Genomic DNA, 25,879 nt, shown 5'->3' with positions numbered 1-25,879 from the left:
GACATGACCATTCGATTCCCGATCGCACTTGTCGCGGGCCTCTCGGTCCTTGCCGTCGCGGGCTGTGAAACCATCGGCGGGGTCCGCGAAGCCGGGCATTCCCTGGATGAGGGCCGCTTTGGCGACCCGACGATGAACAACATCCTGGTGATGACCGGCCAGCGCGACTATTACGAACAACTGGCGCAACGCTTTGCCGCGGAAGTGCCGACCACGATCAACTTCGCCTTCAACTCGGCGCAGCTGAGCCCGCAGGCACAGGCCGTGCTGCGGCAACAGGCGCGCTGGATCAATGCCTTCCCCGAGGTTCGGTTCAGCGTCTACGGCCATACCGACCTTGTCGGCACCGACGCCTATAACCTGCGTCTGGGACGCCGCCGCGCGCAGGCCGCCGTCAACTACATGATCGCGCAAGGCGTCGATCGCCACCGCCTGGATGCGCTGGTTTCCTTCGGCGAGACGCAGCCGCTGGTCGCCACGCCGAACCCGGAAATGCGCAACCGGCGCACCGTGACCGAGGTGTCGGGCTTCATGCAGGATCATCCGATGGTCCTGGACGGGCGCTATGCCGATATTGTTTACCGCACCTATGTCGCCTCGGGCGGGAGCGGGGAATAACCGGCCAAACTGCCGAAAATCGGGAACAATACCCCAGTATTTCGGCTTTTTGGTCGCAATCTCGCCCAAGTTAACGGGCAAGTATCGGAGCGGAGGCACCAGACCCGGGTTCTGATCGAGCATATCCCCGAACATGGTCCTCCCGGTTCCTTGGGCTATCTGCCCGGACCGATATGACAACCGATCCGGCGACAAGCCGGGCGAACCGGGGTACTGAGGATGAGCGGAGGCTTGGCGTTACAATCTAATCCAGCACCAATCGTTGCATGTACAATTGCGCGAGACGTGCAGATCTTTGACCTGCTGATCGACGACATCGAGGCGGAACTGGGCGAAGCATGGGGCGACCTGAGCTTTCTTGAGGCACAGACCTTCCTGAACCAGCCCGATGCCGAAACCCTGGAGTTCGTGGCGATTGCCATCGACGACGAGGACGAGCCCGAGATCGAGCTTGTCTGCTCCATCATCCGGCTTGCGAAATCCAAGGATATCAAGGTGATGCTGATCGCCGAGGATGTCAGCCCGGCGGCACTTCACAAGCTGCTGCAATCGGGCACCGACGATTTCGTGCCCTACCCCCTGCCCGAGCGCGCCTTTCACGATTCGCTGGCCCGCATCCGCAGCAACACCCCCGCCCCCGCCGAGATCGGCGATCACGTGAGCGAGGGGGCAGAGTCGATCCAGCCCACCACGACCGATATCAAGGATCACGTCCTTTTCGCCGTGCAAAGCATGGCAGGCGGCACCGGGGCCACGACGCTGGCCGTCAACCTGGCCTGGGAACTGGCCAATATCGACAAGAAACTGTCGCCCTCGGTCTGCCTTCTGGACCTGGACCTGCAATTCGGCTCGACCTCGACCTATCTGGACCTGCCGCGCCGCGAGGTGATCTACGAGGTGCTCTCGGACGCGCAGACCATGGATGTGGATGCGTTCAAGCAGGCGCTGCTCAGCTTCAACCAGCGTTTGTCGGTCTTCACCGCGCCCTCGGATATCCTGCCGCTGGACATCATCGGCCAGGAAGAGGTCAAGGCGCTCTTGCGACTGGCGCGCGAGACCTTCGATGTGGTCGTCGTCGATATGCCCTCGACCATCGTGGGCTGGTCCGAGACCGTGATGAACGAGGCCGATGTTTATTTCGCCACGCTGGAACTGGACATGCGGTCGGCGCAGAACACGATGCGCTTCATCAAGGCGCTTCAGGCCGAGGGCCTGCCAACAGACAAGTTGCACTACGTGCTGAATCGCGCGCCCCGCAACCTGGACCTGTCCGGCAAGGGCCGCGTCAAGCGCCTGGCCGAAAGCCTGGATATCGAGCTCAAGACACAGCTTCCCGACGGCACCAAGCAGGTCAGCCAGGCCTGCGACCATGGCGTGCCACTGGCCGACATGGCCCGCAAGAACCCGCTGCGCAAGGAAATCCTGAAGCTTGCCAAGACCCTGCATGAGGCCATCGCGGTCCAAGCGGTCGCCAGATAGAGGACGCCTAGGATGTTTTCGCGCTACAAGAAATCCGGCAATGCGACGCCCATCCACCCCGCATTGATGACCGACGCCCCCCCTGCCCCGGCCAGATCCGCCGAGGCCGAGGTCAAGCCCAAGACCACGCTGCGCAAGCCGCCGAAGAAATCGGATGTGGCCCCGGCGGAACCTGTCGCGCTGGACAAGGAAGCCAAGCGCCGCCAGCGCCTGGACGAGATCAAGACCGAGATGCATTCGCGTCTTCTGGACAATCTCAACCTCTCGGCGCTGGAAACCGCCAAGGAAAGCGAGCTGCGCGCCGAGATCATCTCGATCACCAATGACGAGCTGGCCGATATGGGCGCGGTGCTGAACCGTGAGGATCGCACCACGTTGCAGACCGAGCTTTTTGACGAGGTCACGGGGCTCGGTCCGTTGGAGCCGCTGCTCAAGGACGACACGGTCAACGACATCCTGATCAACGGCCCCTACAACATCTTCATCGAACGCGCCGGCAAGCTGGAAAAATCCAGTATCCATTTCAAGGATGAACGCCACCTTCTGCGCATCATCGACAAGATCGTGTCCGCCGTGGGCCGCCGGGTCGACGAATCGAACCCTTATGTCGATGCGCGCCTGAAGGACGGCTCGCGCTTCAACGCGATGGTGCCGCCCGTGGGCGTCGATGGCAGCCTCGTCTCCATTCGTAAATTCAAGAAGGACAAGCTGCAGATCGACGACCTGGTGCAGTTCGGCGCCTTCAACGAGGAAATGGCCGCCTATCTGCAAGCCGCCGTCGCCTGCCGCCTGAATGTCGTCGTCTCGGGCGGCACGGGGTCGGGCAAGACGACCACGCTCAACGCGCTGTCCAGTTTCATCGACAATTCCGAGCGCATCCTGACGATCGAGGATACGGCGGAACTGCAATTGCAGCAGGAACATGTGGGCCGGATGGAAAGCCGCCCGCCGAACGTGGAAGGCAAGGGCGCGGTCACGCAGCGCGACTGCCTGCGCAACGCCCTGCGGATGCGGCCCGACCGGATCATCGTCGGCGAGACGCGCGGCGAGGAAGTGATCGACATGCTCCAGGCCATGAATACCGGCCATGACGGCTCGATGACCACGATCCACGCCAACAGCGCCCGCGACGGAGTCAGCCGCCTGGAGAACATGATCGCCATGGCGGGCATCGAAATGCCGCTGAAAGCGGTGCGCAGCCAGATCGCCTCGGCCGTGAACCTGATCGTGCAGGCCAGCCGCCTGCAGGACGGCTCACGCCGCATGGTCTCGATCACCGAAGTGACGGGGATGGAGGGCGACGTGATCTCGATGCAGGAGATCTTCCGCTACGAGCGCCTCGGCCTGCAACCCGATGGCAAGATCATCGGCCGCTTTACCGCCTGCGGTGTGCGCAGCCATTATTCCGACAGGTTCCGCCAATGGGGCTATGACCTGCCGACCTCCATCTATGAACCCGCCGGGGACTGACGCCCATGAACCTCTCCATCGAACCGCTTATCTATATCGGCATCTTCATCGGCGTCATCATGCTGGTCGAAGGCGTCTACCTTATGGTCTTCGGCAAGTCGATCAGCCTCAATTCCCGCGTCAACCGGCGCCTGGACCTGATCAACAAGGGCGGCAACCGCGAGGATGTGCTGGCCAAGCTGCGCAAGGAACTGGACCAGCATACCGGGTCGAAGACGATCCCGCTCTATACCCTGATCGCGTCCAAGGCGCAGAAGGCCAATATCGCCTTCACGCCGCCGCAACTCTTGCTGGTCATGGCCGGGCTGACGGTCGCCGCCTTTGTAATGCTGACCACCGCGACGGGTGCGTCGCTGCCGATCAGGCTCCTGGTCTCGGTCATCATGGGGGTCGGCGGGGTCTATTACTGGGTCAACTCCAAGGCCAAGAAGCGCATCGGCATGATCGAGGAACAACTGCCCGACGCGGTTGAACTGATGGTGCGGTCCCTGCGCGTCGGCCACCCCTTCATCTCGGCCATCAACACCGTGGCCAAGGAGGTTCAGGATCCGCTCGGCTCGGAACTCGGCATCATCGCGGACGAGGCCGCCTATGGCCGCGACATCTCCGAGGCGATCGAGGCCATGGCCGAACGGCTGGACCTGCAGGATCTGCGCTTTCTGGCGGTTGCCGTGGGCATCCAGCAGAAATCGGGCGGCAACCTGGCCGAGATCCTGTCCGGCCTCGCCGCCGTGATCCGCTCGCGGTTCAAGCTCTTTCGCAAGGTCAAGGCGATCACCGCCGAGGCCAAGTGGTCGGGCATGTTCCTGTCGATCTTTCCGCTGCTGGCGCTGGTCGGCATCAACGTGATGCAGCCCGACTATTACGATGACGTCATGGAAAGTGCCGCCTTCATTCCGGCCGCCGCCGTCGTTGCCGTCATGTTGGGTGTCAACGTCATCGTCATGCGCATGATGGTCAATATCAAGGTCTGAGGAGCAACCAGTATGGACGCGATCAACACATATATCACCGATCTCCTCGGCCCCCTCGGCCCCCTCTTCGTGGTCGGCGGGCTTGGCCTTCTGCTGGTCCTGCTGGCGGTGCCCGCGATCCTGTTCCAGAAGAAGGATCCGCTGTCCAAGCTGAAGGAGTCGCAGAACGATCGCCATGCAGGCGTTCCCAAGGGCCTGCGCGTCGGCGGCAAGAATGAGAAACTGGACAAGTTCAAGCAGTTCCTGGAGCCGCAGAACCAGGAGGAATACGGCGCCGTCCAGCTGATGCTGATCCGGGCCGGCTATCGCTCCAAGGGGGCGGTGCAGACCTTCCATTTCGCGCAATTCGCGCTTGGCATGGGCTTTCTGGCGCTCGGCGTGATCTACACCTTCATCGCGGGCGAGATGACGACGCAGAAAAGCATCCTCAGCGTGCTGATCCCCGGTGCGGTCGGTTATTACCTGCCCAAATACTGGGTCCAGCGCCGGGTACAGACCCGCGAGGAGGAGATCACCTCGGGCTTCCCCGACGCGCTCGACCTGATGCTGGTCTGCGTCGAGGCGGGCCAGTCGCTGGACCAGGCGATCATCCGCGTCGCCAAGGAAATCCGGTCCTCCTATGAATCGCTGGCCGACGAGTTCGAGATCGTCGCCTATGAGATGAAGGCCGGCAAGGACAAGACCAAGGTGCTGCGCGACTTCGGCGAACGCTGCGGCGTGCAGGATGTGAACAGCTTCGTCACCGTGCTGATCCAGTCGGCCACCTTCGGCACCTCGATCGCCGAAGCGCTGCGGGTCTATGCCGAGGAAATGCGCGACAAGCGGGTGATGCGGGCCGAGGAAAAGGCCAACAAGCTGCCCACGAAACTGACACTGGCCACGATGATGTTCTGCGTGCCGCCGCTCTTGATCATCCTGATCGGTCCGTCGGTCTACGGCATCAGCCAGAACCTGGGCGGGCAATAGGAGAAGAAGGGGCAAACTGGATGTGGGGCAAGACATTCCTGGTGATGGCCGTGTTCGGTCTGGCCGCGTGCGAGAATTCGGCGCGGCTTGACCCGTTGGAAGGGGGGCCCCCGCTGCCCCCCGGCATGGCGGTCCAGCGCGGCGGCGTCGACCAGATGATCGTCGGCCACCGGCTGATGGATGCGGGCGAATACCAGCTTGCGCTGACCGCCTATATGCGCGCCGCCGGTGAGAACGGCATGACGGCGCAGGCGCTGTCCTCGCTCGGGTCGGCCAACCTGCGCCTGGGCCGCCTGGGCCAGGCCGAGGACCAGCTGCGCGAGGCGGTCGAGCTTGACCCGGACTCGGTCCCCGCCTGGAACAACCTCGGCGTGGTCTTGATGGAACGCGGCGAATACGGCGAGGCGCGGCGCATCTTCCGCCATGCCTATGCGCTGGATAGTGGCGAAAGCGACTCGATCCGCGAAAATCTTCGGCTGGCTATCGCGCGAACCGAAATTCCCGACTACACTGAGGAAAATACGAATAACAGCTTCGAGTTGGAGCGGCGAGGCGGCGGGCGATACCTCCTCCTCCGGACCCCATGATCGAAGGAAACGAGAGCAGTGAGAGGCCGATAATGCGCCCATATATCAAAATCACGGCAGTGATCTCTGTCGCGCTTGCGCTTGCAGGCTGCGAACAATCGGGTTCCGCGGATGTGGACCGCGCGATCGGGGATCTCAATGTCATCGACGAAAACAACCTCAACGACATCATGTTGTCGGCGGCGGACCCGGCCGAGGCGGTGACCTATTTCCGCAGTGCCGCCGCCGAAAACCCCGACCGGATCGACCTGCAACGCGGTCTGGCCACCAGCCTCATTCGCGCCCGAATGCACACCGAAGGGGCCGCCGCCTGGGCCCGCGTGGTGGCAAGCGACGAGGTCACCGACCAGGACCGGGTCGATTATGCCGATGCGCTGATCCGCACCAATGACTGGGGCGGGGCGGAAGAGCAGCTGGACCTGGTGCCGCCCACCTTCGAGACCTATGAACGCTACCGGCTGGAGGCGATGGTCGCCGACAGCGACCAGGAATGGGACCGCGCCGACAGTTTTTATGAAACCGCCGTGGGGCTGACGATGCAGCCCGCGGGCGTGCTCAACAACTGGGGCTATTCGATGCTGACGCGCGGCGATCACGAAGGGGCCGAACGCCTCTTCACCGAGGCGCTGACCTATGACCCCGACCTGTTCCACGCCAAGAACAACCTTGTGCTGGCCCGTGCCGCGCGCGGGCAGTACACCCTGCCGCTGGTGCAGGTGACGCAGGTGGAACGGGCGCAGCTGCTGCACACCATGGCGCTGGCCGCCGTGCGTCGCGGCGATATCGATATCGGTCGTGGCCTGTTGCAGGATGCCATCGACACCCACCCGCAGCATTTCGAGGCAGCCGTCACCGCGCTGCGCTCGCTCGATAGCCAAGGATGACCGCCCATGACCCTCGCCCTGACCGCCGCTGAGGCCCTCTGGTTCCTGCCCTTCGTCCTGCCGATCTGCATCTGGGTCGCCTGGTCCGACCTGCGCGAGATGCGCATCCCCAATGTCAGCGTGCTGGCGCTGGCCGGTGTCTTCCTGGCCGTGGGTCTCATCGCGCTGCCCTTCGAAGTCTATTACATGCGCCTGCTGCAACTGGCGATCGTGCTGCTGGCGGGGTTCCTGCTGACCTCGCTCGGCCTGGTCGGCGCGGGCGATTCCAAGTTCGCTGCCGCCATGGCGCCCTTCATCGCACCGGGTGATTACCTGATGTTCCTGACCCTCTTCGCCGCCGTGCTGATCGGATCGTGGATCACCCATCGCGGGGCCAAGGCCGTGCCGGCGGTCCGCCGCGCGACACCCGGTTGGGTCTCCTGGGATCGCGGCAAGCTTTTCCCCATGGGCGTGGCGCTGGCCGGTGCGCTGGTGGTTTACCTGGCCCTCGGGATTGTCACCGCGCCTTAATTAATTCGCAATTCTGGTGTGAAATTGCTGGTGTGAAGCAGAAGGTCCGTCGCCCATGAACATGCACGCAAATGACACTGCCTCCTTCGCGCCGCCCAAGCTGCGGCGGCTGGAGGATACCGGCCTCCAACCCGTGATGATGCGGGATATCCTGCTCAAGACGGTCTTTCGCAAGAATGTCGAACAGGCCAGCCAGATTGCCGAGGCGATCTGCCTGCCGATGCCACTGACACAGGCGCTGATCGACGGGCTGCGGGAAATGGGCCTGTTGCAGGCCATGGGCACGATGCACGCGACCTCAAGCTCCGAGATGGGGTTTCAGCTCACCGATGCGGGCAAGGCGCGCGCGCTCGATGCGCTCGCCCAGTCCGAGTATTACGGCGCGATGCCGATCCCGCTGGAGGCCTACAAGGAACAGGTCAAGCGCCAGTCGGTCAAGAACGTGCTGATCACGCGAGCCGCGCTTGAGGCCAGCATGGGCCACCTGATCCTGCCCAAGGGCATGATCGACCAGCTTGGGCCAGCCGTCAGTTCGGGCCGCTCGGTCCTGATGTACGGCCCTCCCGGCAACGGCAAATCCTCCATCGCGGAAGGTATCCGTGCGGCCCTTGGCGACACGATCTACGTGCCGCGCGCGATTTCCTATGCCGGTCAGGTGATCACGGTCTTCGACCCCATCGTGCACAGCCCCGTCGCCGTGGACGAGACCGAAACCAGCGCGCTGCGCCGCCGTTCGGAACGCTTCGACACGCGCTACCTGATGTGCCAGCGGCCCACGGTGATGACGGGCGGCGAATTGACCCTGTCGATGCTGGACCTCAACTACAACAAGACCTCGCGCACCTACCAGGCCTCGCTGCAACTGAAATCCTCGGGCGGCGTCTTCATCGTCGACGACCTTGGCCGCCAGGAGGAGCCGCCGCAGGCCCTGATCAACCGCTGGATCGTCCCGATGGAGGTCGGATATGACATCCTGACGCTGCAATCGGGTGAAAAGTTCGAGGTGCCCTTCGACACGCTGGTGGTGTTCTCGACCAACTTCCACCCCAATGACCTCTTCGACGGTGCGGCGCTGCGCCGGATCTTTTTCAAGGTCAAGGTGGACGGCCCCACGCAGGAGGAATTCCTCAAGATCTTCGCCATGGTCGCGCGCAAGAAGAAAGTGCCGCTGGACGAGGCGTCGCTGCTGCACCTTCTGAAGAAGAAATACCCGACGATCGACAACCTCTATGCCAACTATCACGCGCCGTTCCTGATGGATCAGCTGATCGCCATTTGCGAGTTCGAGGGCATCCCCTACCAGATGCGGCCCGACCTTCTCGATCGCGCCTGGCAGAACATGTATGTGACCCAGGAAACCATCGCCCACTGACGCGCGCCTTTTCCGTCGACGGAAAAGACCGCCGCGTGGTCGACCGCGCGCAAAGGCGCATCATGCGCCTTCCCCGCGCCCCGGCTCTGGCGTATCCCTTGGGGCATGACGCCCCTCCCCGCCACCATCGAAGCCTGGTTCACCGATCAGGGCTGGCACCTGCATCCGCATCAGCGCGCCATGCTCGCCCGCGCGGGCGAGCCCGCCCTGATGCTGATCGCACCCACGGGTGGCGGCAAGACCATGGCCGGGTTCCTGCCCACGCTGGCCGAGCTGGCCGATGGCAGTCATGACGGGCTGCACACGCTTTACATCTCGCCGCTCAAGGCGCTCGCGGCCGACATCAAGCGCAACCTGCGCCGCCCGGTCGAGGAGATCGGCCTGCCCATCCGCATCGAGGACCGCACCGGCGACACCAGCCAGACGCAGCGCAAACGCCAGCGCGCCGACCCGCCGCATATCCTGCTGACGACGCCCGAAAGCCTCGCCCTGCTGACCTCCTACGAGGATGCAGCGCGCACCTTCAAGGGCCTCAAGCGGGTGATCGTCGATGAAATCCATGCGCTGGCCGAAAGCAAGCGCGGCGATCAGCTCTTCCTCGCCCTCTCGCGGCTGGAGACCCTCGCCCCCGGCCTGCGCCGTGTCGGGCTGTCGGCCACGGTCGAGGATCCTCCCGCGCTGGCCAACCTCCTCGCCCGCCACCCCGACCCCTGCGCCATCCTGATGGCCGATCCCGGCCCGGATCCCGACATCTCGATGCTGCAAACGCGGGAGAAACCGCCCTGGTCCGGCGGGGGTGGCGCCTATGCGATCCCTGCCGTGCTGGACCAGATCCGCCAGCACAAGACCACGCTCATCTTCCACAACACCCGCGCGCAGGCCGAGATCTTCTTTCACAACCTGTGGCTTGCGAATGACGAGGCCCTGCCCGTCGGCATCCATCACGGCGCGCTGGCCCGCGAGCAACGCGAAAAGGTCGAGGCCGCGATGGTCGCGGGCAAGTTGCGCGCGATCGTCTGCACCGGCTCGCTCGATCTGGGCATCGACTGGGGTGATGTCGATCTGGTCATCCAAGTCGGCGCGCCCAAGAACGTCAAGCGCCTGGTGCAGCGTATCGGGCGCGCCAACCACCGCTACAACGCCCCCTCCAAGGCGCTGCTGGTGCCCGCCAACCGCTTCGAGGTCGTCGAATGCGTCGCGGCGCTGGAGGCCGTGCGCGCCCGCGACCTAGACGGCGAGGCGCGCGGCCCCGGTCCGCTGGACGTTCTCTGCCAGCACGTCTTGATCCGCGCTGCCGCGGGGCCGTTCGACGCCGATGACCTCTTCGCAGAAATCATCACCGTGGGGGCCTATGCCGCCCTGCCCCGCGCCACATTCGACCGCTGCCTGGATTTCACGGCAACCGGCGGCTATGCCCTGCGCGCCTATGATCAGTGGCAACGGCTGGTCCAGCGCCCGGACGGCCTCTGGCAGTTGCGCGACCCGCGCGCCGCATCCCGCATCCGGATGAATATCGGCACCATTACCGATAGCGAGAAACTGAAGGTGCGGCTCAGACACGCCCGCGGCGGGGCTGCGCTTGGCGAGGTCGAGGAAGGCTTTGCCGCCACCCTGACACAAGGCGACACCTTTCTGATCGGGGGCCGCATCGTGCGCTACGAAGGCTTGCGCGAGATGGTCGTGGAAGTGACGAAGAACGCCGGCCGCAAACCCCGCGTCGCGGTCTTCTCGGGCACCAAGTTCGCCACCTCCACCCAGCTTTCCGACCGTATCCTCGCGATGTTCCAGCAAGAGAGCTGGCCCAACCTGCCCACCCACACGGCCGAGTGGCTGGCCCTGCAACGCCAGGTCTCGCGCCTGCCCGAACGCAAGCGGCTGCTGGTCGAGACGTTTCCGCATGACGGGCTGCATCACCTGACCGCCTACGGCTTCGCGGGCCGCAATGCGCAACAGACGCTCGGGCTTCTCCTGACGCAGCGGATGGAGGCGGCCGGTCTGAACCCGCTCGGCTTCGTCGCCACCGATTACGCCACGCTGATCTGGGGGCTCGATCCCGTGACCGACCCCGCCCCGCTCTTTGCCCGCGACAACCTGAAAGACGCGCTCGAGGGCTGGCTGGCGGGCAACGCGGTGATGAAACGCACCTTCAAGACGGCGGCGCTGGTCGCGGGGCTCATCGACCGCAACAGCCCCGGCAGGCGCAAATCGGGGCGGCAGGCGACATTTTCCACCGACATCCTCTATGACACGCTGCGCAAATACGATCCCGACCACCTGATGATGCAGGTCACGCGGGACGAGGCGATGCGCGGGCTGGTCGATTTCAGCCGCATCGAGGCGATGCTGGACCGGATCGGGGGCCGCATCGACCATGTCGTGCTCACCCGCGTTTCACCCCTCGCCGCCCCCCTGTTTCTTGAGGCTGGCCGGGTGCCCGTCGCGGGACGGGCCGAAGAGACGCTGATAGACCGCGAACGGCACGCGCTGATGGCGGCGGCGGGGCTTGAATAGCGCGGCGCCCCGTGCGATTGAACAAATCATGAACGGGCTTTCCTTCAGTCTTGCGGGCGCGGACCTGCTGGCCCTGGCCTCCGGCGCGCTGTTCTGGCCCGCGCGGGACCTGCTCTGCGTCTCGGACCTGCATCTTGGAAAATCCGAGCGGATGGCCCGGCGCGGCGGCCCGATCCTGCCGCCCTACGAGGCGCGGGAGACGCTCGCCCGACTGGCCCGCGACATCGACGCGGTGAGGCCACAGACCGTCATCTGCCTTGGCGACAGCTTCGACGACCTGGGGGCCATGCGCGCGCTGGAGGACGCAGCCAAGGCCGAGATCGCGGCGCTGATGGCCGGACGGCGCTGGATCTGGATCGAGGGCAATCACGATGCCGGACCGGTCGATCTTGGCGGCTCGCATCTGCATGATCTGCAAGTCGCCCCCCTCACCTTCCGCCATATCGCCAGCCCGGATGCCAGGGGCGAAGTGTCCGGCCATTACCACCCGAAGGCGCGGCTTGCGCTCAAGGGCCGGACCCTGACGCGCGCCTGTTTCCTCGTCGATGACGCCCGCCTGATCCTGCCCGCCTATGGCACCTATACCGGCGGGCTCTACAGCGACAGCGCGGTGCTCACCGATCTCATGGCCCCCGAGGCCCGCGCCCTGATGCTGGCCGATCCGCCCCTCGCGGTGCCGATGCCGCGCCGGACTTGTGCGCCCGCCTCGGTGCGGGCATCCTGAGGACATGGACCGGATCAAGGACAGCTTTGCCAGACAGGGCCTGATGCAGACGCTCGGCGCGGAACTCTCCGCGATCGCCGAAGGCCGCGTCGTGATCACCGCGCCCATCACCCCTGCGGCCAGCCAGCAGCACGGTTTCGCCCATGCAGGCATGACCTTCGCGCTTGGCGACAGTGCCGCGGGCTACTCGGCCCTGACGCTTATGCCCGAGGGGGCCGAGGTGCTGACCGCCGAGATGAAGATCAACCTGCTGGCCCCCGCCGACGGGGTCCGGCTGATCGCGACGGGCGAGGTCGTGAAACCGGGCCGCAAGCTGGTCGTGGTGCGCGCCACGGTCGAGACCGAGACCGCCGACGGCACCCGCAAACCCGTCGCGATCCTGCAAGGCACGATGGTGCCGGTGATTCCGAAATCAGGCTGATCACTCCTCCGCGGGGGCGCTGAACCCGCCCGCTTTGTGGCTGCCATCGCAAAAAGGCTTGTTGGCGGACTGCCCGCAACGGCAGAAGAAAAGCTTCTCGCCCCGCGCGATCCGCCCGCCGGTCGCATCCGTCACTTCCATCGGGCCGACCAGGCCAAGCGGCCCGTTCGGCACCGGCCTGATCTCCAGCACCGCCCCGATCTCGTTCCCGCCGCTGTCCTTGTCGGATGCAGGCGGCATGCCTGTCGCGGCGAACCCGGCCTCTTTATGCGCGCTGTCGCAAAACGGCTTGTTCTTCGACGCGCCGCAGCGGCAAAGCGTCAGCCGGGTATGGCTCTCGCCGTTCAGGCGCAGATCGCCCGTCAGTTCCAGCGGCCCGTTCTCCTGGATCCGCACCCGGTTGATGCCTGCGGGACGCTCCTCAGCGCCCCCGTCCTTGCGGGCGAACTGCAACGCGCCGGAAGGGCAGGTCCGGATCATTGCCGCCACCTCCTCTGCCGGGACGGCATCCGGATCGACCCAGGGCATGCGCGCGGGGTCGAAGACCTGTGGCAAGGACAGAAAGCAATTGCGCGAATGGATACAGCGGGACATGTCGAAGCTGATGTCGATATCCGTCCCGGAATAGCTGCGGGGCTTGGCCATGGGATCCTCCTGGCGTGGCTGCACTGGGATCGAGCATAGCCGCCCGCGCCCCGGGTCACCAATAGGCCCGGTTCTGCCTTCATCTTGGTCGAAATACTTTGGGGAGCGCGAGGGGTAAAACCCCTCGCAACGCCTGCAAGAGACCCCGAACCTCCGCGACTCTGCCCCCGCGACCCGCCACGGGTCCATGGCAATGCGCGCGGACGAGGGCTCCTGCAGGGGGCCTGAGGCCCGTGCGCCCCCCACTCAGGCCGTCAGGCCCTCGGGCTCTTCCAGCCCGTTCGCCCGGCAGCACGCGGTCACGGTGTTGGCCAGCAGGCACGCGATCGTCATCGGCCCGACGCCGCCCGGCACCGGCGTGATCGCGCCCGCGACCTCCTTGGCGCTGGCGAAATCGACGTCGCCGACCAGCCTGGTCTTGCCCTCTTTCTCGGGATGGGGGATGCGGTTTATGCCCACGTCGATCACGGTGGCACCGGGGCGCACCCAATCGCCGGGGATCATCTCGGGCCGGCCCACGGCGGCGACAAGAATATCTGCCCCGCGGCAAACCTCGCCCAGATCCTTGGTCCGGCTATGGGCGATGGTCACGGTGCAGCTGTCGCCGAGCAGAAGCTGCGCCATCGGCTTGCCGACGATGTTGGACCGACCGACAACGACCGCATTCATCCCCGACAGCGAGCCGTGATGATCGCGCAGCATCATCAGGCAGCCGAGCGGGGTGCAGGGCACCATGCTTTTCTGCCCGGTGCCCAGAAGGCCGACATTCGAGATATGGAACCCGTCCACATCCTTGGCCGGGTTGATCGCGTTGATCACCAGGTCGCTGTCAAGGTGATCCGGCAGCGGCAGTTGCACCAGGATGCCATGCACCGCCGGGTCGTTGTTCAGCCGGTCGATCAGCGCCAGCAGGTCGGCCTCGGAGGTGTCGGCGGGCAGCTTGTGCTCGAAGCTCTCCATGCCGACCTCGACCGTCATCTTGCCTTTCGAGCGGACATAGACCTCGCTTGCCGGGTCTTCGCCTACCAGCACCACGGCCAGGCCCGGCGTCAGCCCGTGATCGTCCTTGAGCCGCGCAACATGGGCGCCCACCTGCATCCGCACCCGTTCCGCGAATTCCTTGCCGTCAATGATCTTGGCCGTCATCTGGTCTGTCTCCCTCGGTCGAACTGGTCACGCTTCTAGAGAAAGGGCGCGCCGGTTGCACGCCCTCTCCCCTTGTTTTTCAGAACAACCCCTCGACCACGCCCGCGTCATTGATGCGGATGCTTTCGGCGGCAGGGGTGCGCGGCAGGCCCGGCATGGTCATGATCTCGCCGCAGATCACCACGACAAAGCCCGCGCCCGCCGACAGCCGCACCTCGCGCACCGGCACCGAATGGCCCGTGGGCGCGCCGCGCCGGTTCGGATCGGTGGTGAAGCTGTATTGCGTCTTGGCCATGCAGACCGGCAGGTTGCCATACCCGGCCTCTTCCCATTCCTTCAGCTGGTTGCGGATCTTGGCATCGGCCAGCACCTCATCGGCGCGGTAGATGCGCTTGGCCACGGTCTCGATCTTCTCGAAGAGGCTCAGCTCGTCCTTGTAGAGCGGCGCGAACTGGCTGACACCGCTATCGGCGATCTCGGCGACGCGGGTGGCAAGCTCGGCGGAGCCTTCGCTGCCAAGCTCCCAATGGCGGCTCAGGATCGCCTCGGAACCCTGCGTCTTCACGTAATCCTTGACCGCCTGCACCTCGGCATCGGTGTCGGTGACGAAATGGTTGATCGCCACGACGACCGGCACGCCAAAGCTTTTCAGGTTGCCGATATGACGGCCCAGGTTGGCGCAGCCTTCCTTGACGGCATCGACGTTTTCCTGTCCCAGGTCGGCCTTGGCCACACCGCCATTCATCTTCATCGCGCGCACGGTGGCGACCAGCACCACGCAATCGGGGGCCAGCCCTGCCTTGCGGCATTTGATGTTCATGAATTTCTCGGCCCCCAGGTCGGCGCCGAAGCCCGCCTCGGTCACCACGTAATCGGCCAGTTTCAGGGCCGTGGTGGTGGCGATGACGCTGTTGCAGCCATGCGCGATATTGGCGAAGGGGCCGCCATGCACGAAGGCGGGGTTGTTTTCCAGCGTCTGCACGATGTTGGGCTGCATCGCGTCCTTGAGCAGCACGGTCATCGCGCCATCGGCCTTGATGTCGCGCGCATAGATCGGGCTGCGGTCGCGGCGGTAGGCCACGATCATCCGGCCCAGGCGTTCGGTCAGGTCGGCCAGGTCGCGGGCCAGGCACAGGATCGCCATGACCTCGGAGGCGACGGTGATGTCGAACCCGGTCTGGCGCGGGAACCCGTTGGAGACGCCGCCAAGCGAGGTCACGGTGTCGCGCAGCGCGCGGTCGTTCATGTCCAGCACCCGGCGCCAGGTCACGCGGCGCTCGTCGATCTCCAGCTCATTGCCCCAGTAGATGTGGTTGTCGATCATCGCCGACAGCAGGTTATGGGCGCTGGTGATGGCGTGGAAATCGCCGGTGAAATGCAGGTTCATCTCCTCCATCGGCACCACTTGCGCATAGCCGCCCCCGGCGGCCCCGCCCTTCATCCCGAAATTCGGGCCCAGTGAGGCCTCGCGGATACAGACCGCGGCCTTTTTTCCGATGGCGTTGAGGCCGTCGCCAAGACCCACCGTGGTGGTCGTCTTGCCCTCGCCCGCGGGCGTCGGGTTGATCGCCGTCACCAGGATCAGCTTGCCGTTCTTGCGGTCCTGGACCGAGTTGATGAACTCCTGGCTGACCTTTGCCTTGTCATGGCCATAGGGCAGCAGGTGGTCGCTGGAAATGCCAAGTTTCTCTCCGATCTCCTGGATCGGGCGTTTCTTGGCCTCGCGGGCTATTTCGATGTCGGTCTTGAAGGCCATTGGGCAGGCTCCTGTTGGAAGCGGCGTTGTTCATGCGCAGCCTATAGCAACCTGACCGGGCGGCAAGCTGAGCGATTGCGACCAATTCCGTCTTGCATCCGCCAAAACCGGCGTCCCGATCACGAAGACGTTTTTTTGTGAACCTTTTGGCGGGCCTGCGCGTCTTACTGGTAACGACGATGCATTCAAGCAGGAGTAAACCAGATGAGCACCCCGATCCTTTTGATCCATGCAGGTTTCGGTTTCGGCATTGGCCTCGGCCTCGCGGCCCTGGTCCTGATCGGCGCCTAAGCGCCCCGCCGCGCCGCCGCGAGATGCGGCCACGCGGCTGGTCCGGCACATGCAGACGGATGCGCTCGCCGATGGCCAGCACCCCCTCGCGCTCGACCCAGGCGGTGATGCCGCGCAGACCTTGCGCCGCCTGTTTGAAGGCACGGCCCCGCCCCGGCCCCTCCGCGTCAATCGGCTTCGCGGGCAGATGACAGGGCCGGTTTTCCATATCCACAACCAATGTCGCGCCGCCCTCGCCCTGTAGACGGGATGCCGGCGGGATATGCGTGAAATCGGGGATGCCCTCGATCACCATGCTGGCCCCGATCAGATGCGGATCCAGCCCCTCCACCCCCATATTCCGCGCAATCCGCGCCAGATCCTCGGCGCTGACGATGGACAGCTGCCGGGTGTTGCGGATTTCGGTCCCGCGCGGGTATTGCGCCGTCACCCGGCTGCAAGAGGGGCGCGTCAGCCCGCCATGCGCCTCACCCTCGGGGCCGGAAAGGCGCAATTCCATCCGGTCGCGGCGGGCGGAGGGCAGCGCGGCGTCGCGATCCTCGACGATGCCTAGCCAGATGATCGTGCCATAATACTGTGTGGGCAAAAGCGCGGGCATGTCCCAAGTCCTCGTATGCGGGGTCGGCCCCCCGGATAGCAGCAGACCCGCGAAGAGGCGACCAAATTTGACCTGCCCCCCGGAAATCGTGCTAGCATCGGGCGCAACCCCAAACGGAGGCTAATGGACATGTCGGATCAGAAGGACTTTTTCAATCAGGCCAAGGCCCAGATGGAGAAATGGCAAAGCGAGATGCAGAAGCTGCAGAAACAGGCCATGGAGAGCGGGCAGGAGCATATGAAGACCCAGTTGGAGGCCCTGAACGCACAGCGCAAGGAGGCCGAGAAGCAGCTGGAGACCATGGCCAACGCCAACAGCGCCGCGATGAAAGACATGCAGGCGGGTGTCGACAAGGCATGGAAGGAAATGGAGAAATCCATGGAATCCGCCCGCAAGCGGTTCGAGTAACCCGCGCCTGCGTCCACACGCAAAAAGGCCCCGGATTTTCTTGTCCGGGGCCTTTCGTCTATCCTGCAGCAGGGGCGATCAGGTCGAGGGTTCCGGCTCCATCCCGCCATCCTCATCCGAGGAAGACGCCTTGGTCTTGGTCTTCGGAATGGCCGTGATGGACGGGGTGCCGCCGGTATCGGCGTCGTCGTCATCCTCGCCCCGGTTGAGCGGCTCACCGGCGATCACGCGGGTGATCTCGTTGCCGGTCAGGGTCTCGTATTCCAGGAGGCCCTGCGCCAGCCGCTCCAGATCGTCGGATTTTTCGGTCAGGATGCGCTTGGCGGTCTGATACCCCTCGTCGATCAACTGCTTGACCTTGTCGTCGATCACCTTCTGCGTGTCTGCCGAATGCGACGTGCCGCCGCCATAGGGCCCCAGGTGGGACTGCTGTTCATTGGCGTAATCGACATAGCCAAGCTCCTCCGCGAAGCCGAATTGCGTGACCATGGCGCGCGCGATCTTCGAGACCTGCTGGATATCCGAGGCCGCGCCCGAGGTGACATGTTCGGGCCCGAAGATCAGTTCCTCGGCCACGCGCCCCCCCATCGCCATGGCGATCTTGGACTTGTACTTGCGCAGCGTCACAGACAACTGGTCGCGTTCCGGCAGCGACAGGACAAGGCCGAGCGCGCGCCCGCGCGGGATGATCGTGGCCTTGTGAATCGGGTCGTGTTCCGGAACGTTGAGGCCGACGATGGCATGGCCCGCCTCGTGATAGGCGGTCAGCTTCTTCTCGTCCTCGGTCATGACCATGGATCGGCGTTCCGCCCCCATCATCACCTTGTCCTTGGCGTTCTCGAAATCTTCCATCACCACGAAGCGCCGTCCGACACGCGCCGCCATCAGGGCGCTTTCGTTGACGAGGTTGGCAAGGTCCGCGCCCGAGAACCCCGGCGTGCCGCGCGCGATGATGCGCAGGTCGACATCCGGTCCGAGCGGCACCTTGCGGGCATGAACGCCCAGGATCTTCTCACGCCCCTTGATGTCGGGGTTGGGCACCTGCACCTGGCGGTCGAAACGGCCGGGGCGCAGCAGCGCGGGGTCCAGCACGTCGGGACGGTTGGTGGCCGCGACGATGATGATGCCCTCATTGGCCTCGAACCCGTCCATCTCGACCAGCAACTGGTTCAACGTCTGTTCGCGTTCGTCGTTGCCGCCGCCATAGCCCACGCCACGGGACCGGCCCACGGCGTCGATCTCGTCGATGAAGACGATGCAGGGGGCGTTCTTCTTGGCCTGCTCGAACATGTCGCGCACACGGCTGGCGCCGACGCCCACGAACATCTCGACGAAATCGGAGCCCGAGATGGTGAAGAAGGGCACCCCGGCCTCGCCTGCGATGGCACGCGCCAGCAGCGTCTTACCGGTGCCCGGAGGGCCGACCAGCAGCGCGCCTTTCGGGATCTTGCCGCCAAGGCGGCTGAATTTCTGCGGGTTGCGCAGGAATTCGACGATCTCCTCAAGCTCCTCCTTGGCCTCGTCGATGCCCGCCACATCGTCGAAGGTCACGCGACCGGATTTCTCGGTCAGGAGTTTTGCCTTGGACTTGCCGAACCCCATCGCGCCGCCACGTCCGCCGCCCTGCATCCGGTTCATGAAGAAGATCCAGACGCCGATCAGCACCAGCACCGGCAGCCACATCACGAGGCCGGCCATGAAGCCCGACTGCTCCTGCGGGCGGGCCTGGATGCGCACGTCGTTTTCCAGAAGCACCGGGGTCACATCAACCTCGGAGGGGCGCACGGTTTCGAACGTGCCCTGTCCGGTCGTGAATTGAATGGTCTCGCCATCCAGCACGACAGAGGTCACGCCGCCACCCTCGACCTGGGAAATGAAATCGGAATAGGCGACCGAGCGCGCGGTCATTTCGGACTGGTTGCCACTGAAGAGATTGAAGAGCGCGAGGATCAACAAAAACAGAATGACCCAGAAAGCGATGTTTCTAGCGTTGCCCAAAAGTGATCTCCTCTACATGGCGGTCGGGGGCGCGCAGCGGTGCCACGGTCCCACGGGCTTAAAATAGGGATGCGCGCCGGGGTTTCAATGCGATAAAATGGTCCGGTGGAAACTCGCCCATGGGGCAGGCGTGGCCGCGATCCGCTCGGGGTGATGGAATTGCGGGACGGCCAGCAGGTTATCGCCCTGCCAGACGCCCGGCAAAGCGGCCAGCGCGGCCTGCGGCAGGCCCTCGGGGCGCGGCAGTTGCGCGGTACCGGAATCGCCGAGCGCGCGGATGGTGGCGGCGGGGTGATCGGGCGCCTGGATGCGCCAGCGGTTGTCCCACCAGGCGGTGCCGTCGGCGGCGACCTCAAGACCCGCGACCGCGCTGTATTCCCGGCAGATCAGCAGGGTTTCGCGATACGGCATCAGCTGGCAGCCATGCAGCGTGCCCGCCTTACCCGCCAATGCGGCGGCCAGCGTGTGTTCGAGGGCTGTCAGGCGGGGGCGATAGGGCGCGCCGGAGAGGCATTTAAACGCGTGGGCGACGAGGCGTAGACGGGTCTCGGCCTCGGTCCCGGCCAGTCCCTGAATGTCAAAGGCGATGATGCCGGCCTGTTCGGTCGCAATCCGGGTCGCCACATCTTCGGCCCGGCGCTCCAGCGCCTCGCGTGCCCGGTCCATGGCGCGCGCGGTCTCGGCCAGGCGCGCCGGATCGAGGCCTAGCGCGTCGATCGCGCGCCGCACCCGCACCCGGTCAAAGCGCGGATCGTCATTGCTGGGGTCGCTGGCCCAGGTCATGCCGCGCGCCGTCAGGTAGGCTTGCAGGTCGGCACGGGTCTCGGCCAGCAGGGGGCGCAGGAACAGATCCCGGCCCATGCGCCCTTGGCGCATCGCCGCCAGCCCGTCGACGCCCGAGCCCCGCGCCAGCCGCATCAGCAGCGTCTCGGCCTGATCGTCCTGCGTATGACCCAGAAGAACCGCGTCGATGCCTTCCGCCTTGCAATGTTCCGCGATCAGGCGGCGGCGGGCCTGCCGCGCCTCGGCCTGCAGGTTGCCGGTCCCGTCCCATCCCTGCCAGTGCAAGAGCGTGTGATCGGCCCCCAGGCGCTGCGCCTCCCTGGCCACCTGCGCGGCCTCCTCGGCGCTGCCTTCTCGCAGCCCGTGGTCGACGGTGACAGCCTCCACGGCGGTGCCGCGTCCGGCCCAATCACAGGTCAGCGCCAAGAGGGCCAGCGAATCGCTACCCCCCGAGACGGCAACGCAGAGGCGATCCGGCCGCGCACCATCCAGCACGCGGGCCATCGCCTCGGCAAACCTGTCCGTCAGGGTCAATTGCAGCCGAAACGCGTCATCGCGGCACGGGCGTCCAGGACACTCGGAGAATCGGGATAGCGCCGTTCGACCTCGCCCAGGGTCAGGCAGGCTTCGTCCGACTGGCCAAGCTCCTGCAAACTGGTGCCTAGCCGGTAGAGGCTTTCCGGCGCGCGCGGGGCCTCGGGCGAGCCGCTGAAACTGGCCAGATAGGCGCGCGCGGCCCGGTTCCACGCCCCTTGCGCGGCTTCGGCCTCGCCGCGCCAGAAATGCGCCTCGGCGGACAATGCGCCGCCGGGATAGGTCTCGGTATAGGCTTCGAACTGTGTCGCGGCGCTGTCGAAATCGCCTTCTTCATAGGCGGCCATGGCGCGGTCGAAGTCGCTCTGCTCGGCCGCTGCCATGCTGGTGCCGGGGGACGTGGTGGTCGGGGCGGGCGCAGGGGCCAGCCCCGCCGAATCGCCGCCGCCAAGGGTCGAGGTCTCGTCCAGTGTGGAGATGTCGCAATCGCTCTCCAATTCGCAGAGGCGAAACTCCAGGTCGCCGACACGGGTGGTGCCGTCCGAGACCACCCTGTCGATGCGCAGCTCCAGCTCTTCTGTGGCGCTGGTCAGGCGGCGCAGCTCGGCCTCGATGGCATCGACCCGCGACAGGACCGACCCGCCGCCGCCCGAACCCGACGGTGCGCCGGTCGTGTTCAGCTCACCGCGCAGGCGCTGCAACTCGACATAGAGCACCGACAGTTCCTGCCGAATATCGGCCAGCGTTTCCTGCTGCGCATGGGCCGCGCCGGGCACCAGCAGGGCCAGTGAGACAAGAGCCGCGCGCCACATGACCGTCAGCTCCCCAGGCCAGCCGACAGCACCGTCACGGCGCGGCGGTTCTGGGCATAGCAGCTTTCATTCGAACAGATCTCGATCGGACGTTCCTTGCCATAGCTGATCGTGTTCAGGCGCGAGGCCGAGACGCCACGGCTGATCAGGTAGGCCTGGACCGAGGCCGCGCGGCGTGCGCCAAGCGCGAGGTTGTATTCACGGGTGCCCTGTTCGTCGGCATGGCCCTCGATAAGCGCGGTGTATTCCATGTTGCGCAGCAACCAATCGGCCTGGTCGTCCAGCGTGGCCTCGGCGGTCGGCGTAAGGCTGGATTGATCGACCAGGAACAGCACACGGTCGCCCACGGTCTGGTTGAAATAGGCCACAGAGTTCGGGTCGCCCGCCGCGCCTGCGGCGTTCGGATTGATCGTGGTGTCGCCCAGATAGCGGTTGTTGGCACAGGCCCCAAGGCCCAGGACTGCGACGAGCAATGTCAGTTTGAGGAGGAGTTTCATACCTGCGGTATCCTTGTTTCTTGCCCTTTTGCGGCAAATTACCATGTCTTCGCCGCCCTGAACATGGGCGGCGTGAAAGAGTCAGTTATTGAGCGGCGACCACGCGGGATCGGAGGCCATGCCGGGCGTCGCCACCCTTTGCAAATTGCGCCCCGAGATGTCGACGGAATAGATCGCGGGCGCGCCATCGGTCCCGGCGGTTTCACGGGTGAACATGATCACGCGACCATTCGGGGCCCAGGTCGGTCCTTCATCCAGGAAGGAGGAGGTCAGCAGCCGTTCCTCGGAGCCATCCGTGCGCATCACGCCGATATGGAATCGCCCGCTCTGCTGGTTGGTGAACGCGATGAGATCGCCGCGCGGCGACCAGACCGGCGTACCATAGCGCCCCTCGCCCTGGCTGATCCGGCGCGCCTCGCCGCCCGTGGCGGGCATGATGTAGATCTGCTGGCTGCCCGAGCGGTCGCTTTCAAAGACGATCTGGGTGCCATCGGGCGAAAAGCTCGGCGCGGTCTCGATCGACGGCGCCTCGGTCAGCTGCGTCTGCATGCCGGTCGCCACATCCATCAGGTAGATGTCGGTATTGCCGCCCTGCTCCAGCGAGAACACGATGCGGTCGCCGTCGGGCGAAAAACGTGGCGCAAAGCTCATCGTGCCGTTGAGATGGTCGGAAAGCGGTCGGCGGCTGACAGTGGCCAGGTCCAGCGTGTAGAGCCGGGGCGAGCCGCTTTCGTAGCTTGTAAAGAGCAGCGTCTGCCCATCGGGCGCGAAGCGCGGAGCCAGCACCAGCGACCGGCTGTCGGTCAGATACTGCACATTCGCGCCATCGTAATCCATGATCGCGATCCGCTTGAGGCGGGCATTCTTCGGCCCTTCCTCATGCACGAAGGCGACGCGGCTGTCGAAATAGCCGCTCTCGCCGGTGATACGCTCATAGACATTGTCGGCCACGTTATGGGCCATGCGGCGCCAGCTGTCGGGCGAGCCCACGAATTGCAGACCGGCTCCGAGCGGCTCGTTCGAGAACACGTCGAACAGGCGGAACCGCACCACCAGCTGCCCGCCCTCGATGGTGACCGAGCCGGTGATCAGCGCCTGCGCGTTGATCGCCTGCCAATCGGCATATTGTACCGGGCTGTCGAAACTGGTGATCGGCGAGATATGCGCATCGCGCGGGATCTCGCGGAAGAGGCCGGTGCCCGAGAGGTCGGCGGCGATCACACGGGTGATGTCGGCGGCCTGGTCCTCGGCGCCGGGTCCGGCGATGAATTGCGGCAGGGCAAACGGCAACGGCTCGATGACGCCCTCGGTGATCTCGATCCTCAGCGGGCCGGGAGTGTCCTGCGCCACAGCGGGCGCGGCGAGGCTGGCGAGGGCCAGGAAGGCAATGGTCAGGAATCGGGTCATCTCAACCTCTTCTCCGGGGAAAATGGCGTCATGTCAAAACGGCGCAACAACCAAAAAGGTTCAATCGGGAAATCATAGCCGGACTGGCCCAGGCCTGACACAGCACATCGGTCGGCATCAAAGGCTTGCCCGAGGGGCGTGACCGAACCGCCACTCTTCTTGGTCATGGGCCGCTTGGTCTCGCTCATCTCAACCTCATCTCTTCGGGGTTGAAGGTGATCTCGATCTCGCGCCAATGGTCATAGCTTTCGACCGGCAGGTCATAGCCCGATGTGCCACAGCGCAGGACCGCCCGTCGCGCGGCCTCGAAGGCCTGACGGATCGCGGTCTCGGAGCCGCCGGTATTGTCGATCATCCGCACCGAATTGGTCTCGGGCACGCCGCTTTGCGACATCTGCACCGAGATCGTCACCGTCACGCGCTGCGCCTCGGTCGAGAGGGATCCGATATTCCAGCACTCCTGCACCGCCAGGCGCAGGCCCTCGCGCGCGCCCGCGCTGAGCGGCGGGCCGGAGGGCGTGGCGGGGGCAGAGGTCGCGGCTTCGGCCACGGCGGCCGCAATCGCGTCGGCCATCGCGTCGGAAGGCTCCTCGGTCTCCGGCTCGTCGGCCGTGTCCGGCACCTGCACCTCAGGCGCCGGTTCGGCAGCAGCCACAACGCGGTCGGGCCTCGCGGCGGGCCGGGTCGAGGCCACAGGGGCCAGGCTGGCGGCGGGCGTTTCGGCCTCGGTCACGATCTCGCTCGTGGCTTCCTCGGGCGCTGTTTCCGCCACTTCCGGCAGCGGCGCGGGCGTCTCGGACGGCTCGGGCTGCGTCACGATCTCGGGCGCGATGTCGGCCTCGGGCGGCGGTGCTGGCGCGGGGGTGGGGGCCACGCGCGGGGCCTCGCTCGGTGCGGGGGTCTCGCTCGGCGGTGCTGTTTCGTCCTGCGCGGGCGGGCTCGGCAGGGCGCCGACCTCATCGGTCACATCGGCCTGTGGCGGCGGCGCCAGCGCGGTGACATCCGGTTCGGTTTCGGTGGGCGGCGGCGGCGTGGCGTCGGGCACGGCGGTTTCCGGCGCGGGGGCCTCGGGCGTGGGGGCGACAGGCGTTTCGGTCGGGGCCTCGACCGAGGGCGGTGTCGGCGCGTCCGACACGGTGGGGGCCGGAGCCTGTTCGAACATCGCGTCGAACTCGGAGGTGCTGAGCAGCGTCACGCCGGTGACCTGGAACTCGGGCTCTTCCCGGTCCCAAAGCAGGTTGCCGCCAAGGACCGCCCAGAGCAGCACGGCCAGGTGAATCCCGCCGGATGCGTAAAGCGCGCGCCGCATCTCCATGTCATTCCAGCCCCGCGTCAAGGCGCGGGCCGCCCGCATCCGTCACCAGGCCGATCTCGCGGAAGCCACCGGCGTTCAGCGCCCCCATCACCTGCATCACGGCGTCATAGGGAATGGCCCCGTCGGCGCGCAGGAAAATCTGGCGGCTCGTCCGTTCGGCGGCGATGGCCTGAAGCCGGGTGATCAACTCGTCCATCGCCACCTCGGTGGTCTGGATCAGCACCCGGCCATCTTCGGTCAGGGTGACGGAAAGCGGTTCCTCATCGCTGTCGCTTGGCAATGCTTCGGCCGAGGTGTCGGGCAGTTCCACCGGCACGCCCACGGTCATCAGCGGCGCCGAGACCATGAACACGATCAGCAGCACCAGCATCACGTCGACGAAGGGCGTGACGTTGATCTCGGACATCGCGGCATGGCCCGAACGGCGGCTGCGCCTGCGGCCTGTCTGTTTCTGACGGATACCGGCGGCCATGGCTCAGTCCAATTGCCGCGACAGCAGGGTCGAGAACTCATCCGCGAAGCCCTCGTAGATCGCGACCAGCCGGTCGGAATCGGCGGAAAGCTTGTTGTAGAGGATGACGGCGGGAATCGCGGCCAGAAGGCCGAGCCCGGTGGCCAGAAGCGCCTCGGCGATACCCGGCGCGACAACGGCCAGCGAGGTGTTGCCCGAGGTCGCGATCTCCTGGAAGGACCGCATGATGCCCCAGACCGTGCCGAACAGCCCGATGAAGGGCGCCGTGGCCCCGGTGGTGGCAAGGAAGTTGAGGCCGGAGGTCAGCCGCTCGGCCTCACGCGTGATCGCCACGTCCATCGACCGGTCGACGCGCTGCTGCACACCGGGGATCAGCGCGCCATCGTCACGCAAGGATCGCCGCCATTCGGTCATGCCCGCCGCGAAGACCCGTTCCGAGGCCGATTTGGGTGATTCGACGATCTGCTCGTAAAGCTCATCCAGTGGCTCGCCCGACCAGAAGGCGGCGTCGAACTCGGCCGCGCGGCGGCGCGAGCGGCGATAGGTCGAAAAGCGCGAAAAGGCGATGGCCCAGACCCAGACAGAGGCCGCAAACAGCAGCACCATGACGATCTGCACCACGAAGGATGCGCGGAAGAACAGCGCGAGCAAGGAAAAATCAAGCTCCTGCGCGGCTGCAAGCGTTTCGGTTTCCATGAAGT

The 25,879-nt window shown here is 65.4% G+C and carries 26 protein-coding genes; 13 read left to right on the top strand and 13 right to left on the bottom strand.

Annotated elements, in window-relative coordinates; translation table 11 throughout:
- The first annotated feature begins 3 nt into the window (after nt 1–3).
- The 12 genes from HNS34_RS08725 to HNS34_RS08670 all read left to right on the top strand — a co-directional run bounded on the left by HNS34_RS08725 (nt 4) and on the right by HNS34_RS08670 (nt 12,516).
- The gene (locus HNS34_RS08725) at nt 4–618 is read left to right on the top strand and encodes an OmpA family protein (RefSeq protein ID WP_172319671.1); all 615 of its coding nucleotides are present in this window, start codon (nt 4–6) and stop codon (nt 616–618) included.
- A 219-nt stretch (nt 619–837) separates the two neighbouring features.
- On the top strand, nt 838–2,097 hold the full coding sequence (locus tag HNS34_RS08720) for a CpaE/TadZ family protein (protein ID WP_172319670.1): 1,260 nt from the start codon (nt 838–840) through the stop codon (nt 2,095–2,097).
- A gap of 12 nt (nt 2,098–2,109) precedes the next feature.
- Complete coding sequence (locus HNS34_RS08715; RefSeq protein WP_172319669.1) at nt 2,110–3,567, top strand: TadA family conjugal transfer-associated ATPase; 1,458 nt, start codon at nt 2,110–2,112, stop codon at nt 3,565–3,567.
- 5 nt (nt 3,568–3,572) lie between these two features.
- Nucleotides 3,573–4,541: a type II secretion system F family protein gene (locus HNS34_RS08710; protein ID WP_172319668.1), complete on the top strand. Its 969-nt coding sequence runs from the start codon at nt 3,573–3,575 to the stop codon at nt 4,539–4,541.
- A 12-nt stretch (nt 4,542–4,553) separates the two neighbouring features.
- Nucleotides 4,554–5,507 (top strand): type II secretion system F family protein, encoded by a 954-nt coding sequence (locus tag HNS34_RS08705; protein WP_172319667.1) that lies wholly within the window; start codon nt 4,554–4,556, stop codon nt 5,505–5,507.
- 20 nt (nt 5,508–5,527) lie between these two features.
- Nucleotides 5,528–6,094 (top strand): tetratricopeptide repeat protein, encoded by a 567-nt coding sequence (locus HNS34_RS08700; RefSeq protein WP_172319666.1) that lies wholly within the window; start codon nt 5,528–5,530, stop codon nt 6,092–6,094.
- 32 nt (nt 6,095–6,126) lie between these two features.
- On the top strand, nt 6,127–6,978 hold the full coding sequence (locus HNS34_RS08695) for a tetratricopeptide repeat protein (protein WP_172319665.1): 852 nt from the start codon (nt 6,127–6,129) through the stop codon (nt 6,976–6,978).
- Between the two features lie 6 nt (nt 6,979–6,984).
- Nucleotides 6,985–7,488: a prepilin peptidase gene (locus tag HNS34_RS08690; RefSeq protein ID WP_172319664.1), complete on the top strand. Its 504-nt coding sequence runs from the start codon at nt 6,985–6,987 to the stop codon at nt 7,486–7,488.
- 55 nt (nt 7,489–7,543) lie between these two features.
- Nucleotides 7,544–8,860, top strand: coding sequence for a DUF8689 domain-containing protein (locus HNS34_RS08685; protein WP_407925855.1), 1,317 nt, complete (start codon nt 7,544–7,546; stop codon nt 8,858–8,860).
- A 105-nt stretch (nt 8,861–8,965) separates the two neighbouring features.
- The gene (locus HNS34_RS08680) at nt 8,966–11,371 is read left to right on the top strand and encodes a ligase-associated DNA damage response DEXH box helicase (protein ID WP_172319663.1); all 2,406 of its coding nucleotides are present in this window, start codon (nt 8,966–8,968) and stop codon (nt 11,369–11,371) included.
- A gap of 28 nt (nt 11,372–11,399) precedes the next feature.
- Nucleotides 11,400–12,095 carry a ligase-associated DNA damage response endonuclease PdeM gene (gene pdeM, locus HNS34_RS08675; protein ID WP_172319662.1) on the top strand — a complete coding sequence of 232 codons (696 nt, stop codon included), beginning with the start codon at nt 11,400–11,402 and terminating at the stop codon, nt 12,093–12,095.
- 4 nt (nt 12,096–12,099) lie between these two features.
- Nucleotides 12,100–12,516: a PaaI family thioesterase gene (locus HNS34_RS08670; protein ID WP_172319661.1), complete on the top strand. Its 417-nt coding sequence runs from the start codon at nt 12,100–12,102 to the stop codon at nt 12,514–12,516.
- Here HNS34_RS08670 and HNS34_RS08665 read toward each other — a convergent pair whose 3' ends face one another.
- From HNS34_RS08665 to HNS34_RS20985, 4 genes are all read right to left on the bottom strand, one after another.
- Nucleotides 12,517–13,161, bottom strand: coding sequence for a CDGSH iron-sulfur domain-containing protein (locus HNS34_RS08665; protein ID WP_172319660.1), 645 nt, complete (start codon nt 13,159–13,161; stop codon nt 12,517–12,519).
- Nucleotides 13,162–13,407: 246 nt separating this feature from the next.
- Nucleotides 13,408–14,307, bottom strand: coding sequence for a bifunctional methylenetetrahydrofolate dehydrogenase/methenyltetrahydrofolate cyclohydrolase FolD (folD, locus tag HNS34_RS08660; protein ID WP_172319659.1), 900 nt, complete (start codon nt 14,305–14,307; stop codon nt 13,408–13,410).
- Nucleotides 14,308–14,386: 79 nt separating this feature from the next.
- The gene (locus HNS34_RS08655) at nt 14,387–16,063 is read right to left on the bottom strand and encodes a formate--tetrahydrofolate ligase (RefSeq protein ID WP_172319658.1); all 1,677 of its coding nucleotides are present in this window, start codon (nt 16,061–16,063) and stop codon (nt 14,387–14,389) included.
- Nucleotides 15,951–16,952 carry an MOSC domain-containing protein gene (locus HNS34_RS20985; protein ID WP_328700497.1) on the bottom strand — a complete coding sequence of 334 codons (1,002 nt, stop codon included), beginning with the start codon at nt 16,950–16,952 and terminating at the stop codon, nt 15,951–15,953. Before HNS34_RS20985 ends, HNS34_RS08655 begins: the two co-directional genes overlap by 113 nt.
- A gap of 129 nt (nt 16,953–17,081) precedes the next feature.
- On the opposite strand from HNS34_RS20985, the gene HNS34_RS08645 reads away from it, so the two are divergent.
- On the top strand, nt 17,082–17,360 hold the full coding sequence (locus HNS34_RS08645; protein WP_172319657.1) for a sll1863 family stress response protein: 279 nt from the start codon (nt 17,082–17,084) through the stop codon (nt 17,358–17,360).
- 78 nt (nt 17,361–17,438) lie between these two features.
- Here HNS34_RS08645 and ftsH read toward each other — a convergent pair whose 3' ends face one another.
- The 9 genes from ftsH to tolQ form a co-directional block, all read right to left on the bottom strand.
- Nucleotides 17,439–19,358 (bottom strand): ATP-dependent zinc metalloprotease FtsH, encoded by a 1,920-nt coding sequence (gene ftsH / locus HNS34_RS08640; protein ID WP_172319656.1) that lies wholly within the window; start codon nt 19,356–19,358, stop codon nt 17,439–17,441.
- Nucleotides 19,359–19,442: 84 nt separating this feature from the next.
- Nucleotides 19,443–20,675: a tRNA lysidine(34) synthetase TilS gene (tilS, locus tag HNS34_RS08635; protein WP_172319655.1), complete on the bottom strand. Its 1,233-nt coding sequence runs from the start codon at nt 20,673–20,675 to the stop codon at nt 19,443–19,445.
- Complete coding sequence (gene ybgF, locus HNS34_RS08630; RefSeq protein ID WP_172319654.1) at nt 20,672–21,487, bottom strand: tol-pal system protein YbgF; 816 nt, start codon at nt 21,485–21,487, stop codon at nt 20,672–20,674. The genes tilS and ybgF overlap by 4 nt, the downstream gene beginning before the upstream one ends.
- Nucleotides 21,488–21,492: 5 nt before the next feature.
- A complete protein-coding gene (gene pal / locus HNS34_RS08625) occupies nt 21,493–21,984 on the bottom strand; it encodes a peptidoglycan-associated lipoprotein Pal (protein ID WP_172319653.1) in 492 nt (163 codons plus the stop codon).
- 81 nt (nt 21,985–22,065) lie between these two features.
- Complete coding sequence (gene tolB, locus HNS34_RS08620; protein WP_172319652.1) at nt 22,066–23,391, bottom strand: Tol-Pal system beta propeller repeat protein TolB; 1,326 nt, start codon at nt 23,389–23,391, stop codon at nt 22,066–22,068.
- The gene (locus HNS34_RS08615; RefSeq protein WP_172319651.1) at nt 23,388–23,579 is read right to left on the bottom strand and encodes a hypothetical protein; all 192 of its coding nucleotides are present in this window, start codon (nt 23,577–23,579) and stop codon (nt 23,388–23,390) included. Before HNS34_RS08615 ends, tolB begins: the two co-directional genes overlap by 4 nt.
- Nucleotides 23,576–24,706 carry a hypothetical protein gene (locus HNS34_RS08610; RefSeq protein ID WP_172319650.1) on the bottom strand — a complete coding sequence of 377 codons (1,131 nt, stop codon included), beginning with the start codon at nt 24,704–24,706 and terminating at the stop codon, nt 23,576–23,578. Before HNS34_RS08610 ends, HNS34_RS08615 begins: the two co-directional genes overlap by 4 nt.
- A gap of 1 nt (nt 24,707) precedes the next feature.
- Complete coding sequence (tolR, locus tag HNS34_RS08605; protein WP_172319649.1) at nt 24,708–25,178, bottom strand: protein TolR; 471 nt, start codon at nt 25,176–25,178, stop codon at nt 24,708–24,710.
- Nucleotides 25,179–25,181: 3 nt separating this feature from the next.
- Nucleotides 25,182–25,874: a protein TolQ gene (gene tolQ / locus HNS34_RS08600; protein WP_172319648.1), complete on the bottom strand. Its 693-nt coding sequence runs from the start codon at nt 25,872–25,874 to the stop codon at nt 25,182–25,184.
- Nucleotides 25,875–25,879: the final 5 nt, after the last annotated feature.

It is taken from the genome of Alterinioella nitratireducens, from assembly GCF_013155465.1.
In the GTDB taxonomy this organism is placed as follows: Bacteria; Pseudomonadota; Alphaproteobacteria; order Rhodobacterales; family Rhodobacteraceae; genus Alterinioella; species Alterinioella nitratireducens.
Note: the sequence above shows the minus strand (reverse complement) of the source record. Positions and strands in the feature narration are given on the sequence as shown.